This window comes from Aromatoleum toluclasticum ATCC 700605 (genome assembly GCF_000378245.1).
Classification (GTDB): domain Bacteria; phylum Pseudomonadota; class Gammaproteobacteria; order Burkholderiales; family Rhodocyclaceae; genus Aromatoleum; species Aromatoleum toluclasticum.
The window spans coordinates 412110-427399 of sequence record NZ_KB899492.1; the positions used below are offsets into that span (position 1 = coordinate 412110).

The window sequence follows — 15290 nt, forward strand, 5'->3', positions numbered from 1 at the left end:
TGACCATCCCCGCAATTTCTTAAGAAAACTTAATGTCCCGCACGGGCAGATTCCGAATACGAATCGTTATCATTCGTGAAACCATCCGGAGCCCGCCATGACGCGCCTGTCCCTCCTTGCCCTGCTGTGTCTGCCGCTCGCCACCTTCGCGGCCGATCCCGCGGAAATTCAACTGGCGATCAAGAACCACCGTTTCGAGCCGGCGGAGGTCCATGTCCCGGCCGGCCAGAAAGTGAAGCTGATGATCCACAATCAGGACAGCACGCCCGAGGAGTTCGAGAGCCACGAGCTGAACCGCGAGAAGGTGATCCCGGGCGGCGCGAAAACGGCGGTATTCATCGGGCCGCTGCAAGCCGGCAAGTATCCGTTCTTCGGCGAATTCAACGAGGCAACCGCGCGCGGCGTGGTCATCGCGGAGTAGGCCCATGTTCGGCGCCGCCATCATCGTCTTCCGCGAATCCCTCGAGGCGGCGCTGCTGATCGGCATCATCGCCGCTGCCGCACGCACGCTGCCCAATCGCAACCGCTGGCTGTGGAGCGGCGTCGCCGCGGGTATCGCCGGCGCGCTGGTGGTCGCGGCGCTGGCAGGATCCATCGCCGAAATGGCCGACGGCATGGGCCAGGAGATGCTCAACGCGAGCATCCTCGGCCTCGCGGTGACGATGCTCGCGTGGCACAACATCTGGATGGCTCGCCACGCACGCGAGATGGTCGATGGCGCACGTGCGCTGGTGCGCGACGTCGCCGACGGCAGGCGCGAGCTGTCTGCGGTCATGGTGCTGGTGGCGATGGCGGTGCTGCGCGAAGGCTCGGAGACCGTGCTGTTCCTGTTCAGCCTCGCGTCCGGCGGTGAATCGACCGGCCAGGTGCTGCTCGGCGGGGCACTCGGACTGGCCGGGGGCGCCGTCGTCGGCTACGGCATGTTCGCCGGATTGCTGCGCATCCCGGTGCGCTGGTTCTTCAGCGTGACCGCGGCGCTGGTGCTGCTGCTCGCAGCCGGCATGGCGGGCCAGATGGCGCGTTTCCTGATCCAGGGCGACATCCTGCCGCCGCTCGCCAACCCGCTGTGGGATACCTCGGCGTGGCTGTCGGCGAGTTCCCCCGCCGGCACGCTGCTGCACGTGCTCGCCGGCTACGACCCGCGCCCGAGCGCAATGCAGGCGCTGTTCTATCTCGGCACCCTGCTCGCGATCGCGCTGGGCATGTTCCTCGTGCGCTCGCCGGCCCCCCGCCGCGCCGCGCCGGCCTGACACCCGTTTCCCGTCGCGCGAGCCCGGCGCGCAAGGCGCCGGCCGGGTCCGCGCATGCCTGCAATCACCGTTTTCAACACAAAACACGAAAGGATCACCATGAAGAAGCAGCTCCTCGCCCTCGCGATCGCCGGTTTCGGCGCGAGCATCGCCCATGCCGGCCCGGCCGCCTACATCTACTCGCCGAACGTCGAGTACGGCGAACACGAGATCGAATTCAAGGCCGGCTCGAGTCGCGATCACGGCAAGGAAGACGAGACCGCGATGATCCTCGGCTACGGCGTGGGCGTTACGCCGTGGTGGTTCACCGAAGTCAACGTCGAATACGAGCGCGAGCGCGGCGAGCGCTTCAAGCACGAGTCCTTCGAGTGGGAAAACGTGTTCCAGCTCACCGAACGGGGCAAGTACGCAATCGACCTCGGCGTGCTGGCCGAGATCGAGCGTCCGCATGATCACAAGGAAGGCTGGGAACTGAAGCTCGGCCTGCTGACGCAGAAGGACTTCGGAAAGGTGCAGGCGAACTTCAACGTGCTCGCCGAGCGCCACTTCGACTCGGAAGAGAAGAGCGAGACCGAGCTGGGCTACCAGTGGCAGGTGAAGTACCGCCTGATGCCGACCTTCGAGTACGGCCTGCAGGGCATGGGCGAAGTGGGCAAGTGGAACGACTGGGCGAAGTCGGACGAGCAGGAGCACATGGCCGGCCCCGCGATCTTCGGCAAGCTGCCGATGGGCGGTCACCAGGCGCTCAAGTACGACGTGGGCGTCCTCTTCGGCATGACGAAGGACACCCCGGACACCACCCTGCGCATGAAGCTCGAATACGAGTTCTGATCGGCAATTCCGGCTCCCGGCCGCCGCAGCCCCGCCCTCGCGCGGGGCTTTTTTTCGCCTGTCAGGGGCCGCAGCGGCGGCGCCTGCCTTATCCTCCGGAAAACGCGCCCGGCGGGCACGCTTCATGCGGAAGCACGGGCACGACAAGAGTTCGAGGAGACGACCCCGATGAAACGCGCCCTGGGCGCCGCGCCCCTCACCCTAGCGTGCGGCCTGGCCTTCGCATCACCGGCCGAAACCGTGATCCTGCCGGATGTCAGCGCGGGGGAGCATGAGATCGAACTGGAACTTGGCACGGAACGTGACAACGGCCGCCGCAACGCGGACGCCCTGACGCTCAGTTTCGGGACAGGTGTCACCGCATGGTGGGCGACCGAGCTGGGAGTCGAACTCGGCCGCGAACGCGACGGGCATGTGCGCTACGACGGCATCGAGTGGGAGAACCGCTTCCACCTGCTCGACGAGGAGGACGAGGCGCCGATCGGCCTGAGTCTCCTCGCCAGTGTCGAACGCCCACGCGAACGCGAAGAGGGGTGGTCGGCGACCGCGGGCCTGCTGTCGCAGAAGAAGCTCGGCCGTTTCCTGCTCAACGCGAACCTGCTCGTCGAGCGCACCTGGGCGGCGGAAGCCGGGGAGAACGGAACGCATCTCGGCTACCAGTGGCAGCTCAAGTATCGTCACGCGCCGCGCCTGCACTACGGCCTGCAGGGCATGGGCGAAGTCGGCAAGTGGAACGAGTGGGACAGGCGCGACGATCAGCAGCACAGGCTCGGACCGGCGATCTTCGGGCGCGTGCCGCTGGACGAGGGGCAGCGCCTGAAGTACGACGTCGGCCTGTTGTTCGGTCTCACGCAGGCCACCCCCGACCACACGCTGCGCATGAGGCTCGAATACGAGTTCCGGTAATGGGCGAGCACCCTGGCGGTCATGCCGGCGGCCCCTTCCCCTGCGGCACCCGGCAGGTGCGCGCCGATGCACATGTACTTGCCGATCGGCCGGTGCCGCGGGCGCGAACTGATAGAATTCGCGCCGTTCCGACGCCCGCACGCAGCGAAAGAGACCCCCATGTCGAAGAAATCCGAGAAGTTGCTCCAGCAGGCACAGGCCGCCGCGAACACCGGAAACCGCGCCCAGGCGCAACGCTGCTACGAGAAGATTCTCGAGAAGGAGCCGCAGCACCTCGACGCGCGCTATTTCCTCGGTACGCTGCTGGCCGAACAGGGGCGCTATCCGCAGGCACGGCAGCATCTCGAGATCGCCGCACGGCTCGCGCCCGACTCGCCCTACATCCTCAACAACCTCGGCAACATCCACCTCCTGTGCGGGGAGGACGCGGCCGCGGAACAGGCTTTCCGCAAGGCCCTGCGCGTGGCACCGGAGATGCCGGAGGCGCAGACGAACCTCGGCAACCTGCTGGTGCGCAAAGGGGCGCTGGAAGAGGCAATCGGGCTAGCGCAGCAGGTCGTCGCGGCGCGCCCCGAGCAGATCGCGGCGCACGTGATGCTGGCGAACGCGTTGAAGGATCAGGGCCGCATCGACGAAGCCATTCCCCATTTCCGCCGCGCCGCCGAGCTGGCGCCGGGCAACGCCGTCGCCCGCTCCAACCTGCTCATGGCGCTCAATTACTCCGCGGCGCTCTCCCCCGCGGAGATCCACCGGGCACACGAAGAATGGGCCAGCCGCTTCCCGCCGGCTCAGCCGCGCCCGGCCCGGGCACGCGCGGGACGCCTGCGGGTCGGCTACCTGTCACCGGATCTGGGCCGGCATCCGGTAGGCTACCTGATGGAACCGGTGCTCGCGGCGCACGACCGCGAGGCGTTCGAGATCTGCGTCTATTCGGACAACCGCAGCCCGGATGACATGACCGCCCGCCTGCGTGCCGGCGTCGACTGCTGGCGCGACGTCGGCGGTCTGGGCAACGACGATCTCGCGTCGGTCCTCGCGACCGAAGGTCTCGACGTGCTCGTGGAACTGGCGGGCCACGGGGCGGGCAACCGGCTCGCCATGCTCGGCCGCCGGTTCGCGCCGGTACAGGTGAGTTACCTGGGCTATCCCGCGACGACGGGGCTGAAGAGCATCGACTACGTGATCACGGACCGCGCGCTGGATCCGTCGGACTCCGACCAGGTTTTCTATGCGGAGAAGCTGTGGTGGCTGCCACGGCCGTGCTTCGCCTTCCGGCCGGACGCGGAATTCCCCGCGGTAGCGCCCCTTCCCGCAGCCACGGCGGACGCACTGACTTTCGGCTCGTTCAACGCGCTCGCAAAGATCAGCCCGGCGGTGATCGACTTGTGGGCGGCGGTGATGCGCGCCCTGCCCGATGCACGCCTGCTAATGCAGGCGCGGGCCTTGTCGGATCCCGGCTCACGCCTGCGTCTCGCCGAAGCGTTCCGCGAGCGCGGCGTCGCGCCCGATCGCATCGAGATGGCGGGCTTCACGTCGCTGCCGCAACATCTGGAACTGTTCAGCCGGACCGACGTCTGCCTCGACACCTTCCCGTGGAACGGCCACATGACGACGCTCGACAGCCTGTGGATGGGCGTTCCCGTCCTGACGCTCGCGGGCGACCGGCGCGCTGCGCGGATGGGCGCAGCGATCATGGGCGAACTCGGCCTGACGGACTTCATCGCCGCCACGCCGGAAGAATTCGTCGCCAGGGCGGTCGCACTCGCCGGCGACCCGATCGTGCTGGGAGACCTGCGCACCTCGCTGCGCGACCGGCTGGGCCGGTCACGCCTGGCCGACGGCGCCGGACTCGCGCGCGCGCTGGAAGCGGCTTTCGCGGCGATGCATCAGGCCGCGCTGCAGCCGGCGCCGTAAGGGCGCGGATCGGGCGGCCCGGAGGCGCCCGGAAGCTCAGCGCCGGCCGAACTTGCCCACGAGCTGGGCGAGCTTCTCGGTCTTGCGGCGCTCGGTTTCTTCGGCGCGCTGGCGCTCGCGTTCGGCGTCGGCGGCAAGCTTCTTGCGCTTGGCGACTTCGGCGAAACGCTCCTTGAGCGTCTGCGCGGCGTGCTGGCGCTGCTCCTCGGTGACCTCGCCGCTTTCCTTGCCGTCCAGGTCGAAGCGCGCCGTGGCCTTCTCGACGGCCTTGAGGTAGCGCGTCGTCGCGGTGTGCATCCGCATGGCGGTACGGATGACCTTGCGGTCGAGCTCGGGGAAGCGCTCAGCAATGGCCTTGTCGATGCGCAGCGCGAGGGGCTTCACTTCGCCGAAGGTGGGAGAGATTTCCTGAAGCTTCTGCAACAGGCCGCGGGCATCGAGGCCGGCGGGCTTGGCTTCGGCGGCCGGCGCCGCGGGCTGTTCGATCAGGGCTTCGGGAGTCGTTTCGGTATTCATTGCGGAAAGGTGCAGGGACTGCGGACGAAAAACGGCATGATCGCATGAAAACGGCTTCCAGCGCGCCGCGGTATCCGCAACGGCGTCGGGCGGGATGGAATCCCGCCGCAACGGCCGACCCGGAGGACGGCCGGATTCCATCCCGCGCTACGGGACGCCTGCGATCCGCGCCGCGCAGTACTTGAACTCCGGAATCTTGCCGAAGGGGTCCAGCGCGGGCTGCGTGAGCAGGTTCGCGGCGGCTTCGACGTAGCAGAAGGGCATGAAGATCGAGCCCTCCTGCATGCCGCGGTCGGCGCGGGCTTCGAGCCGGATCGCGCCGCGGCGCGTTTCCAGCGCGATCGTATCGCCCGACGACAGGCCCAGCGCGGCGAGGTCGTCCGGATGCACGGTGCACCACGGCTGAGGTTCGAGCGCGTCGAGGACGTTGGCGCGGCGCGTCATCGAGCCGGTGTGCCAGTGTTCGAGCACGCGGCCGGTCGTGAGCACGAAGGGGAAGGCCTCGTCGGGCAGTTCCGCGGCGGGCAGCGGCGTGACGGCGACGAAGCGCGCACGGCCGTTCGCGGTGGGGAAATCCTGCTCGAACAGCACCGGGTAGGACGGCCCGTCCTCCGTGAACTTCGGTGCAATCACGGCGCCCTGCTCTTCGAGCTGGGACCAGGTGATGCCGGCGTAGGCGGGCAGCGCCTGGCGCAGTTCGTCGAAGATGTCCGCGGGACCGGCGTAGTTCCATGCGAGGCCGAGGCGCTGCGCGATCTGCTGGATGATCCACCAGTCGGGCCGCGCGTCGCCGGGCAGCGGCAGCACGGGCTGCGAGAGCTGCACGAGGCGGTCGGTGTTGGTGAAGCTGCCGGCCTTCTCCATCAGGCTGGAGGCGGGCAGGATCACGTCGGCGAGCATCGCGGTCTCGGTGAGGAAGAGGTCCTGCACGACGAGGTGGTCGAGCCCGCCGAGCGCGGCGCGCGCGTGCGCGAGGTCGGGGTCGGACATCGCGGGGTTTTCGCCTTCGATGTACATGCCGCGGATCTCGCCCGCGAGCGCGGCGTCCATGATCTCGACGACGGTGAGGCCGGGTTTGTCCGAGAGCCGCGTCTGCCACAGCGTCTCGAACTTCGCGCGGATCGCGGGATCGGCGACGCGCTGGTAGTCCGGGAACATCATCGGGATGAGGCCGGCGTCGGAGGCGCCCTGCACGTTGTTCTGGCCCCGCAGCGGATGCAGGCCGGTGCCGCGGCGGCCGATCTGGCCGGTCATCAGTGCGAGCGCGATCAGGCAGCGCGAGTTGTCGGTGCCGTGGGTGTGTTGCGACACGCCCATGCCCCAGAAGATCATGCTGTTGGGGCCCTTCGCGTACAGGCGGGCGACTTCGCGCGCAGTGGCCGCGGGAATGCCGGTGACGGATTCGACGCGCTCGGGCGGGAATTGCAGCGCGGCGGTGCGGAAGGCGTCGAAGCCTTCGGTGCGCGCGGCGATGAAGGCCTCGTCGGTGAGCCCTTCCTCGATGATCACGCACGCGAGCGACAGCAGCAGCGTGACGTCGGCGTCGGGCCGGAACTGCAGGAAGCGGTGGGCGTGGCGGGCGAGCGGGGTTTCGCGCGGGTCCATCAGCACGAGCTTGGAGCCCCCCTCCACCGCGTTCTTGATGAAGGACGCGGCGACCGGGTGATTCGCGGCCGGGTTCGCGCCGATCACGACGATCACGTCGGCGAATTCGACGTCGCGCACCGGGTTGGACACCGCGCCCGAGCCGATGCCTTCGAGCAGCGCGGCGACGGACGACGCGTGGCACAGGCGCGTGCAGTGATCGACGTTGTGCGTGCCGAAGCCCGCGCGCACGAGCTTCTGGAAGAGGTAGGCCTCTTCGTTGCTGCCCTTCGCGGAGCCGAAACCGGCGAGCGCGTGCGGGCCGTGAGCGGCCTTGATGCGGACGAGGCCGGCGGCGGCGGCGTCCAGCGCCTCCTCCCAGCTCGCCTCGCGGAAGGCCGCGAGCGGGTTGGACGGGTCGAGGTCGACGGCCTTGGGGATGCCGGGCTTGCGGATCAGCGGCTTTGTGAGGCGCTGCGAATGGCGCGGGTAGCCGAAGCCGTAGCGGCCCTTCACGCACAGGCGGCCGGCGTTCGCAGGGCCGTCGCGGCCGACGACGTGCACGATCTTCGCGTCGGAGCCTTCGCCCGCGACGTGGTAGGTGGTCTGGCAGCCGACGCCGCAGTAGGGGCACAGCGAGTCGATGGCTTTCGTCTCGGCGACCGGCGCGGGCGTCCCGATCGGTTCGGCAAAGGCGCCCAGCACGACGGCAGGCTCGGGCGCGGCCGTCGCGAGCGCCGCGGGCAGCAGCGCGCCGGTCGGGCAGGCCTGCACGCATTCGCCGCAGCCGACGCAGCTCGACGTGCCCATCGGATCGCCGAAGTCGAACACGATGGCGGTGTCGGCGCCGCGGCGCGCGAGACCGATGACGTCGTTCACCTGTTCCTCGCGGCAGGCGCGCAGGCAGCGCGTGCATTGGATGCAGGCGGCGAGGTTCACGGCGATGCCGGGGTGGCTGCGGTCGGCGGCCGGTTGTTCACGCGGTGCGAAGCGGCTTTCCTTCACGCCGAGCTCGTCGCACCAGTGCGCGAGCTCGGAGTCGGCCTTCTCGACCTCGGCCGGTACGTCGGCGCGCAGGAGTTCCAGCACCATGCGCTGCGAGGCGCGTGCGCGCTCGCTCTCGGCCTGCACCTTCATGCCGGGCTTGGGCGCGCGACAGCACGAGGGCGCGAGCACGCGCTCGCCGTCGATCTCGACCACACAGGCGCGGCAGTTGCCGTCGGCGCGCAGGCCGTCCGTGTAGCACAGGTGCGGAATCTCCACGCCAGCGCGGCTCGCCGCCTGCAGGATGGACTCGCCCGGCGCGGCGTCGATCTCGCGGCCGTCCAGTTCGAAGCGGATCATGTCGGCGGCGTTCATGCGGTTTTCTCCTGCTGCTTGGCGGCAACTTCATGCGGGAAGAAGCGCAGCACCGATTGCATCGGGTTCGGCGCGGCCTGGCCGAGGCCGCAGATCGAGGCGTCCATCATGGTCTTTCCGAGTTCGGTGAGCAGGCCCGCGTTCCATTCCGGCGCTTTCATCAGCTCGGCCGCCTTCGCGGTGCCGACGCGACAGGGCGTGCATTGGCCGCAGGATTCGTGGGCGAAGAATTCCATCGCGTTTTCGGCCAGCACGCGCGCCTGGTCATGCTGCGAGAACACGACGATCGCCGCGGAGCCGATGAAACAGCCGTGGGGCGCGAGCGTATCGAAGTCGAGCGGCACATCGGCGAGGCTCGCGGGGAGAATGCCGCCCGAGGCGCCGCCGGGGAAATAGCCGTACAGCTCGTGGCCGGGGAGCATGCCGCCGCAGTGCTCGTCGACGAGCTGGCGCAGCGTGATGCCGGCGTCCGTGACGACGACGCCGGGCTTCGCGACGCGCCCGCTGACCGAGAAGCTGCGCAGGCCCTTGCGCCCGTTGCGGCCGAAGCTCGCGAACCAGTCCCCGCCCTTCTCGACAATGTCGCGCACCCACCACAGCGTCTCGAGGTTGTGCTCCAGCGTCGGGCGGCCGAAGAGGCCCACCTCGGCGACGTAGGGCGGGCGCAGCCGCGGCATGCCGCGCTTGCCTTCGATCGACTCGATCATCGCCGATTCCTCGCCGCACACGTAGGCGCCGGCGCCGCGGCGCAGCTCGATGGGCGGCAGGTCCGGCCATTCGGCGCGCACGCGGTCCAGTTCCTCGGCGAGGAGCCGCCGCAGCGCGGGGTATTCGTCGCGGATGTAGATCCAGATGCCGGCGATGCCCACGACGCGCGCAGCGATCAGCATGCCTTCGATGAAGCGGTGCGGGTCGGTCGCGAGGTAGTGGCGGTCCTTGAAGGTGCCCGGTTCGCCTTCGTCGATGTTGATCGCCATGTTGCGCGGCGCGGGTTGTGCCGCGACCGTGCGCCACTTGCGCGCGGCCGGGAAGCCTGCGCCGCCCAGGCCGCGCAGGCCCGCGCCGTCGAGCGCCGCGATGATGGATTCGGCATCGCGTTCGCCGCTGCGCAGCGCGTCCCACAGCGCGTAGCCACCCGCGGCGCGGTAGGCGTCGAAACGGATCGCATCGGGCAGCGCCTCGTCGCGCTCGCCGCTGGCGACGACCGCGACGACCTTGTCCGCATCGGCGTTCAGCACCGGCTGCTGCCCGACGACCGCGACCGGCGCCGAATCGCAGCGCCCGACACAGGGCACGCGCTGCACGCGCACGTCGGCGCCGAGACGGCTCGCGAGTGACGCGGCGAGCTCGGCGCCGCCCGCCATCGCACAGCCGAGCGAGTCGCACACGCGCACGGTGAGCGCCGGCGGCGCTTCAGCGCCGGCCGGGACGAAGTCGAAGTGGTGGTAGAAGGTCGCGACTTCGAACACCTCGGCGCGCGCGAGCTTGAGCGCCTCGGCGAGCGCTGCGAGGTGGTCGGCGTGCAGCGCGCCATGCGCGTCCTGCAGGCGGTGCAGGTATTCGATCAGGCGGTCGGCGCGGGGCGCGACGCCGGCGTCGAGGTCGGGCGCAAGCGCCGCGGCGGCGGCTGCGAGCGCGGATTCGGGCAGCGGTTCGCGCTTGCGTCCGCGCTCCCCGCCGCCCTTCCCGGCTTTTTCACCACGACCTCCTCCTGAACCTTTACCGGCGCCCTCGGGACGCCCGCCCTGCCCTTTCTGATCCATGATGTTTCCCATGCCGCTCGCCGTATCCGCCATTGCACACCCGCTCGAAACGTAGGGCGGTAGGCGCGCAGCGCGCGTCCCGCCGTTCAATCGCCGGGTGGCGGGATACGCCTCCGGCTCCTCCCGCCCTACGACGGGGCACCGGCCGCGGCCGGGTCGACGGAACAATAGTGCAGCGCTCGGGGCGAGAAAAGCGGAATCTGCCGAAGGCCTATTCGCTTTTTCCGAACACTGGAGAGAGCGTGCCCGCTGCAGCAAGCAGCGCGTCGACGAGCGGGGAGCCCGGTTCCCGCTTCAACGTCACGAGCCCCGTTTCCCATGCGACCGACGGCTTCACGAGCGGCAGCACGCGCAGTTCCTCGGGAGCGCCGACGAGACCGAGCACGCTGCGCGGCAGGATCGTAGACCAGCGCCCGGTGCGAACGTGCGCGAGCAGGCTCAGGATGGAGTTCGTCTCCAGCCCGACGTGCGGCGTGCATTCCAGGCTCTCGAAGACGCGGTCTATGGTCTGGCGGTTCTGCATGTCGCGCGACAGCAGGCACAGCGGCTGACGCGCCGCGGCTGTCCATTCGAGGCGATCGTCCGCGACCGCGCCGCAAGCGCTCGTCACGAACACCAGCTGCTCGCGCCACAGCGGAAGGTAGTGCAGATCCGCGGCGTCGGCCGAATGGGAATAGACGACCCCCGCCTCCAGCTCGAAGTTGCGCAGCTGCGTGAGGATCGCCTGCGTGCTCGCCGAATGCACCTCGATCGCGACCGCCGGATGTGCGTCGGCGAAGGCGTTGGTCAGCGATGCGACCACCGGCAGCGCCGTCGGGATCACGCCGATGCGCAGCGGCCCGCGCAGCCCGTCGCGCAGCATGCCGAGCTCGTGGCGCAGGTCGTCGGCACCCGCCGCGACGCGCTTCGCATGCGCGACGACGCACTCCCCTTCGGCCGTGAGCCCCGCGAAGCGCTGCCCGCGCACCACCAGCGCGACGCCCAGCTCGCCCTCCAGGTCGCGGATCGCCGCGGACAGCGTAGACGGCGACACGTGACAGCTCTCCGCGGCCCTGCCGAAATGCCGCTCGCGCGCGAGGGCGAGGAGGTAGAGGTATTTGCGGGCGATCATGACGGAGAGGATAAGGCCTGCGGCGGCGGCTCGCCAGACACGCAGGGCGGGAGGAGCCGAAGGCGGATCCCGCCATGCGGCGGTCGGGGCATTGTTTGTCGCCGGAATGGCGGGACGCGCTGCGCTACTCCCGCCCTACGCCCGAACATGACAATCACCTACGCCCGATCCGGTAACGTTCTCATGCGGAACAGGGCCCATACCTTCGCTAAAATGCAGGGTTTTCCGCCCCCAACACAGGACTCCCCAGAATGCTGCAAAAGCTCCCGTCCTTCCCCGGCATCGCCGGCCCGGTCGTCGTCATCGTGATGGACGGCTACGGCATCCCCAAGACCGAGGTCGGCAGCGCGATCGCCGCGGCGCGCAAGCCGACGCTCGACGCACTCTTCGCGAAGTACCCGAACATCACGCTGCGCGCGCACGGCACGGCGGTGGGCATGCCCTCGGACGAGGACATGGGCAACTCGGAAGTCGGCCACAACGCGATCGGCGCCGGCCAGGTGTATTCGCAGGGCGCAGCGCTGGTCGCCGGCGCGATCGCGTCGGGGGCGATCTGGCAGGGCGAGGCGTGGCAGCAGGTCGTCGCCGGCGCGAAGGCGGGGCGCGGCGTGCTGCACTTCATCGGGCTCTTCTCCGACGGCAACGTGCATAGCCACATCGAGCACCTGAAGGCGATGGTGCTGCGCGCGCGCGACGAAGGCGTGAAGGCGGTCCGCATCCACGCGCTGCTCGACGGCCGCGACGTACCCGAAACCAGCGCGCTCGAATACGTCGAGCCTTTCGAGGCCTTCCTCGCCGAATTGCAGGCGGGCGGCTTCGACGCGCAGATCGCCTCGGGCGGCGGGCGCATGACGATCACCATGGACCGCTACGACGCGAACTGGAAGATGGTCGAGCAGGGCTGGCACACGCACGTGCTGGGCCGCGGCGAGCAGTTCGCGAGCGCCTCCGAGGCGGTGCGCGCGCTGCGCGAGAAGCACCCCGGCACGATCGACCAGGACCTGCCCGCCTTCGTCATCGGCAAGAACGGCCAGCCGGTCGGCACGATCGAGGACGGCGACGCGGTCGTCTTCTACAACTTCCGCGGCGACCGCGCGATCGAGATCACGCGCGCATTCGAGGAAGGCGCCGAGTTCGACAAGTTCGAGCGCGTGCGCGTGCCCAGGGTCACCTACGCCGGCATGCTGCAGTACGACGGCGACCTCAAGCTGCCCAAGCGCTTCCTCGTCGATCCGCCGGCTATCCGCGACACCATGAGCGAGTGGCTGTCGAAGAGCGGCGTCGCGCAGTTCGCGTGCTCCGAAACGCAGAAGTTCGGCCACGTGACCTACTTCTGGAACGGCAACCGCTCAAACAAGTTCGACGGCGAGACCTGGCAGGAAGTGCCGAGCGACGTCGTGCCCTTCGAGCAGCGCCCGTGGATGAAGGCCGCCGAGATCACCGACGCGATGATCGCGGCGATCCGCTCGGGCAAGTACCGCTTCCTGCGCTGCAACTATGCGAACGGCGACATGGTCGGCCACTCCGGCCACTTCCGCGCCGCGACGATGTCGATCGAGGCCGTCGACCTCGCGCTGTCGCGCCTGCTGCCCGCGATCGACGCCGCCGGCGGCGTCGCGCTGATCACCGCCGACCACGGCAACGCCGACGAGATGTTCGAGCTCGACAAGAAGACCAAACAGCCCGCGCAGAACGCCGACGGCTCCTTCAAGGCCAAGACCGCGCACACGCTCAACCCGGTGCCGCTGATCCTGTACGACAAGGTCAGCGGCGGCAGGCTTGGGCTGAAGGCGGTCGAGGGTGCGGGCCTTTCGAACATCGCGGCGACGGTCGCAAACCTGATGGGCTTCGAGAAGCACGCGGCCTGGGACGCGAGCCTGCTCGAGGTGCGCTGAGCGGCAAGACCGGACCGGCGTAGCCGCCCGCGCTCGAAAGCCGGGCGGCTACGCTTTCTTCCGCGACATTTGCAGGGCGCGCGAAAGCGGGCCAACACCGCAGTGTGTGCGGGTTGGCCCGGCTGGTTCATCGCACGCCGGTTGGCGCAGCGTCCGGCTGGAGGCGATTCCGGTGGGAACGCCGGGCCGATGCATCCGGGCGGGGTGGGGCCCGAGGGCCGTCGCTTGTGGCGGCGGTGGATGCGTCGGCAGCGGATGGGTCCATTAGACGCGAACGCATTCGATCTGGAAAATATCGAATTCCGATCCTGCGATCTGATTTCGCGATACTTCGCTACAATCGGACGCATGGAACTGCGCCAGTTGCGTTACGTCATCGCGATCGCCAAGTCGGGCAGCCTGTCGAAGGCGGCCGGGCAGGTGTTCGTTGCGCAGTCGGCCCTGAGCCACCAGCTCGCGCAACTCGAGGAGGAGCTGGGGGCGCCCCTGTTCCATCGGTCGCGGCGGGGCGTGGAGCCTACCGAGGCGGGGCGGATCTTTCTCGCCCATGCGACTGCGATCCTGCGCCAGGTCGAGGATGCGCGCCTGGCGGTGCAGGCGGCACATGGCGAACCGACCGGCAAGGTCGTGTTCGGCATCCCGCACAGCGTGTCGGCCGCACTGGCCCTGCCGCTGCTGCAGGCGGTGCGGGAACGGCTGCCCAAGGTCGAGCTGGAACTGACCGAGGAGCTAACCGGCAACCTCGTGCCGCAGCTGCGCAGCGGCCAGCTCCACCTCGCGGTGCTCTTCGACGACGGCCTGATCGGCGAATTCACGCAGCAGCCGCTGCTCGACGAACGCCTGCTGCTGATTTCGCCCGCGCAGGCGCCCGACCGTCCGCGGCAGCCGGCCATCACGCTGCGCACGGCACTCGCGCTGCCGCTGATCCTGCCCGCAGCGCCGCACGGCGTAAGGCCGATCATCGAGCAGGCGGCCCGCGCGCAGGGCCTGCCGCGCCCCAATGTGGTGGCCGACATCAGTTCGATCAGCATCCTGCGCACGAGTCTGCTGGCCGGCCTGGGCCACACGCTGCTGCCGCCGATGCCGCTGCGCCATGAGCTCGACGCAGGCCTGCTCGCGGGAGTGGAGGTGACGCCCGCGCTCACCCGGCGCGTGGTGTTGTGCGCGTCGCGTCACCTGCCCCTGTCCGCGGCCGCGGACGCGGTGGCCGCGTTGACGACCCCCCTGTGCCGGGAGCTCGCGCGCACGGGACGCTGGCAGGGCGCGGCGCCGGTGGCCGCGCCGGACTGACTGGAACGCCGGTCCGCGAGGGCTGTCGGGCTTCGGCCCGCACCCGCCTGGTGGTGAGCTCGTGAGTCGAGTCCGGAACGGACAATTGGAAACACTGTCGCAGCACAGCACCCGCTTTCCGTGCCATCATCACAGTGAATGATTGTTTGAGCCCCACTCTTTTGCCTTACGGGACACCGCGATGACCGATGCCAACCTTTCGCCGACCACCCTGATCGACAGTGACCACCCTGACGTCCTCGCCTTCGCCCAAACGCACTGCCGCGGCAAGGACGTGCGCGAGCGCGCGGTGTCGCTGTACTACGCCGTGCGCGACGGCTTCCGCTACGACCCCTATCGCATCGACCTGACCGAAGCCGGGATGAAGGCGAGCAGCGTCATCGCCGCCGGCGCCGGATGGTGCGTGCCGAAGGCCACGCTGCTGGCCGCCGTGTGCCGCGCAGCGGGCATCCCCGCGCGCCTCGGTTACGCCGACGTGCGCAACCACCTCAGCACCGAACGCATGCGCCAGACGATCGGCTCGGACCTCTATCGCTGGCACGGCTACACCGAGATCCTCATCGACGGCGACTGGTACAAGGCCACGCCGGCCTTCAACCTCACGCTGTGCGAGCGCTTCGGCCTGCTGCCGCTCGAATTCGATGGCCGCAGCGACTCGATCTACCACGCCTTCGACCGCAGCGGCAATCAGCATATGGAGTACGTGCACCAGCGCGGCTATTATTCCGACGTGCCGCTGTCGCAGATCTCCGCCGATTTCCGCACGCACTATCCGGTGTGGCTGGAGCAGGCAGAACAGATGAAGACGGCGGATTTCCTCGCGGACGTGGAAAGGGAAAACCAGCCCGCGTAGTTTGGCGTGACCGGCGGC

At 69.1% G+C, this 15290-nt stretch carries 12 protein-coding genes; 8 read left to right on the forward strand and 4 right to left on the reverse strand.

All coding sequences use genetic code 11. The features are described 5' to 3' along the window. The first annotated feature begins 97 nt into the window (after nucleotides 1-97). The 5 genes from F464_RS0104985 to F464_RS0105005 all read left to right on the forward strand — a co-directional run bounded on the left by F464_RS0104985 (nucleotide 98) and on the right by F464_RS0105005 (nucleotide 4901). Nucleotides 98-421, forward strand: coding sequence for a cupredoxin domain-containing protein (locus F464_RS0104985; RefSeq protein ID WP_018988686.1), 324 nt, complete (start codon nucleotides 98-100; stop codon nucleotides 419-421). A 4-nt stretch (nucleotides 422-425) separates the two neighbouring features. Next, nucleotides 426-1250: an FTR1 family iron permease gene (locus F464_RS0104990; RefSeq protein ID WP_018988687.1), complete on the forward strand. Its 825-nt coding sequence runs from the start codon at nucleotides 426-428 to the stop codon at nucleotides 1248-1250. A 99-nt stretch (nucleotides 1251-1349) separates the two neighbouring features. Then, nucleotides 1350-2081, forward strand: coding sequence for a hypothetical protein (locus tag F464_RS0104995; protein WP_018988688.1), 732 nt, complete (start codon nucleotides 1350-1352; stop codon nucleotides 2079-2081). Nucleotides 2082-2249: 168 nt separating this feature from the next. Further along, nucleotides 2250-2987: a hypothetical protein gene (locus tag F464_RS0105000; protein WP_018988689.1), complete on the forward strand. Its 738-nt coding sequence runs from the start codon at nucleotides 2250-2252 to the stop codon at nucleotides 2985-2987. Nucleotides 2988-3146: 159 nt separating this feature from the next. Then, nucleotides 3147-4901, forward strand: coding sequence for an O-linked N-acetylglucosamine transferase, SPINDLY family protein (locus F464_RS0105005; protein WP_018988690.1), 1755 nt, complete (start codon nucleotides 3147-3149; stop codon nucleotides 4899-4901). A 36-nt stretch (nucleotides 4902-4937) separates the two neighbouring features. Here F464_RS0105005 and F464_RS0105010 read toward each other — a convergent pair whose 3' ends face one another. From F464_RS0105010 to F464_RS0105025, 4 genes are all read right to left on the reverse strand, one after another. Then, on the reverse strand, nucleotides 4938-5417 hold the full coding sequence (locus F464_RS0105010) for a ProQ/FINO family protein (RefSeq protein ID WP_018988691.1): 480 nt from the start codon (nucleotides 5415-5417) through the stop codon (nucleotides 4938-4940). Nucleotides 5418-5564: 147 nt separating this feature from the next. Beyond that, on the reverse strand, nucleotides 5565-8360 hold the full coding sequence (fdhF, locus tag F464_RS0105015) for a formate dehydrogenase subunit alpha (protein WP_018988692.1): 2796 nt from the start codon (nucleotides 8358-8360) through the stop codon (nucleotides 5565-5567). Beyond that, on the reverse strand, nucleotides 8357-10123 hold the full coding sequence (locus F464_RS0105020) for an NAD(P)H-dependent oxidoreductase subunit E (RefSeq protein ID WP_018988693.1): 1767 nt from the start codon (nucleotides 10121-10123) through the stop codon (nucleotides 8357-8359). The genes fdhF and F464_RS0105020 overlap by 4 nt, the downstream gene beginning before the upstream one ends. Nucleotides 10124-10334: 211 nt before the next feature. Next, entirely contained in the window at nucleotides 10335-11234 is a 900-nt protein-coding gene (locus F464_RS0105025) for a LysR family transcriptional regulator (RefSeq protein WP_018988694.1), read from the reverse strand. A 251-nt stretch (nucleotides 11235-11485) separates the two neighbouring features. Here F464_RS0105025 and gpmI point away from each other — a divergent pair, with 251 nt between their 5' ends. The 3 genes from gpmI (at nucleotide 11486) to F464_RS0105040 (ending at nucleotide 15272) form a co-directional block, all read left to right on the forward strand. Beyond that, complete coding sequence (gpmI, locus tag F464_RS0105030; RefSeq protein ID WP_018988695.1) at nucleotides 11486-13129, forward strand: 2,3-bisphosphoglycerate-independent phosphoglycerate mutase; 1644 nt, start codon at nucleotides 11486-11488, stop codon at nucleotides 13127-13129. Between the two features lie 348 nt (nucleotides 13130-13477). After that, a complete protein-coding gene (locus tag F464_RS0105035; RefSeq protein WP_018988696.1) occupies nucleotides 13478-14419 on the forward strand; it encodes a LysR substrate-binding domain-containing protein in 942 nt (313 codons plus the stop codon). 181 nt (nucleotides 14420-14600) lie between these two features. Beyond that, nucleotides 14601-15272: a transglutaminase-like domain-containing protein gene (locus F464_RS0105040; RefSeq protein ID WP_018988697.1), complete on the forward strand. Its 672-nt coding sequence runs from the start codon at nucleotides 14601-14603 to the stop codon at nucleotides 15270-15272. Nucleotides 15273-15290: the final 18 nt, after the last annotated feature.

Bases quoted from the DNA above. Each gene is read 5' to 3' on its own strand.
- F464_RS0105010 (WP_018988691.1), bottom strand. From the start codon at position 5,417: ATGAATACCGAAACGACTCCCGAAGCCCTGATCGAACAGCCCGCGGCG.
- F464_RS0105035 (WP_018988696.1), top strand. From the start codon at position 13,478: ATGGAACTGCGCCAGTTGCGTTACGTCATCGCGATCGCCAAGTCGGGC.
- gpmI (WP_018988695.1), top strand. From the start codon at position 11,486: ATGCTGCAAAAGCTCCCGTCCTTCCCCGGCATCGCCGGCCCGGTCGTC.
- F464_RS0104995 (WP_018988688.1), top strand. From the start codon at position 1,350: ATGAAGAAGCAGCTCCTCGCCCTCGCGATCGCCGGTTTCGGCGCGAGC.
- fdhF (WP_018988692.1), bottom strand. From the start codon at position 8,360: ATGAACGCCGCCGACATGATCCGCTTCGAACTGGACGGCCGCGAGATC.
- F464_RS0104985 (WP_018988686.1), top strand. From the start codon at position 98: ATGACGCGCCTGTCCCTCCTTGCCCTGCTGTGTCTGCCGCTCGCCACC.
- F464_RS0105040 (WP_018988697.1), top strand. From the start codon at position 14,601: ATGACCGATGCCAACCTTTCGCCGACCACCCTGATCGACAGTGACCAC.
- F464_RS0105020 (WP_018988693.1), bottom strand. From the start codon at position 10,123: ATGGATCAGAAAGGGCAGGGCGGGCGTCCCGAGGGCGCCGGTAAAGGT.
- F464_RS0105025 (WP_018988694.1), bottom strand. From the start codon at position 11,234: ATGATCGCCCGCAAATACCTCTACCTCCTCGCCCTCGCGCGCGAGCGG.
- F464_RS0105000 (WP_018988689.1), top strand. From the start codon at position 2,250: ATGAAACGCGCCCTGGGCGCCGCGCCCCTCACCCTAGCGTGCGGCCTG.
- F464_RS0105005 (WP_018988690.1), top strand. From the start codon at position 3,147: ATGTCGAAGAAATCCGAGAAGTTGCTCCAGCAGGCACAGGCCGCCGCG.
- F464_RS0104990 (WP_018988687.1), top strand. From the start codon at position 426: ATGTTCGGCGCCGCCATCATCGTCTTCCGCGAATCCCTCGAGGCGGCG.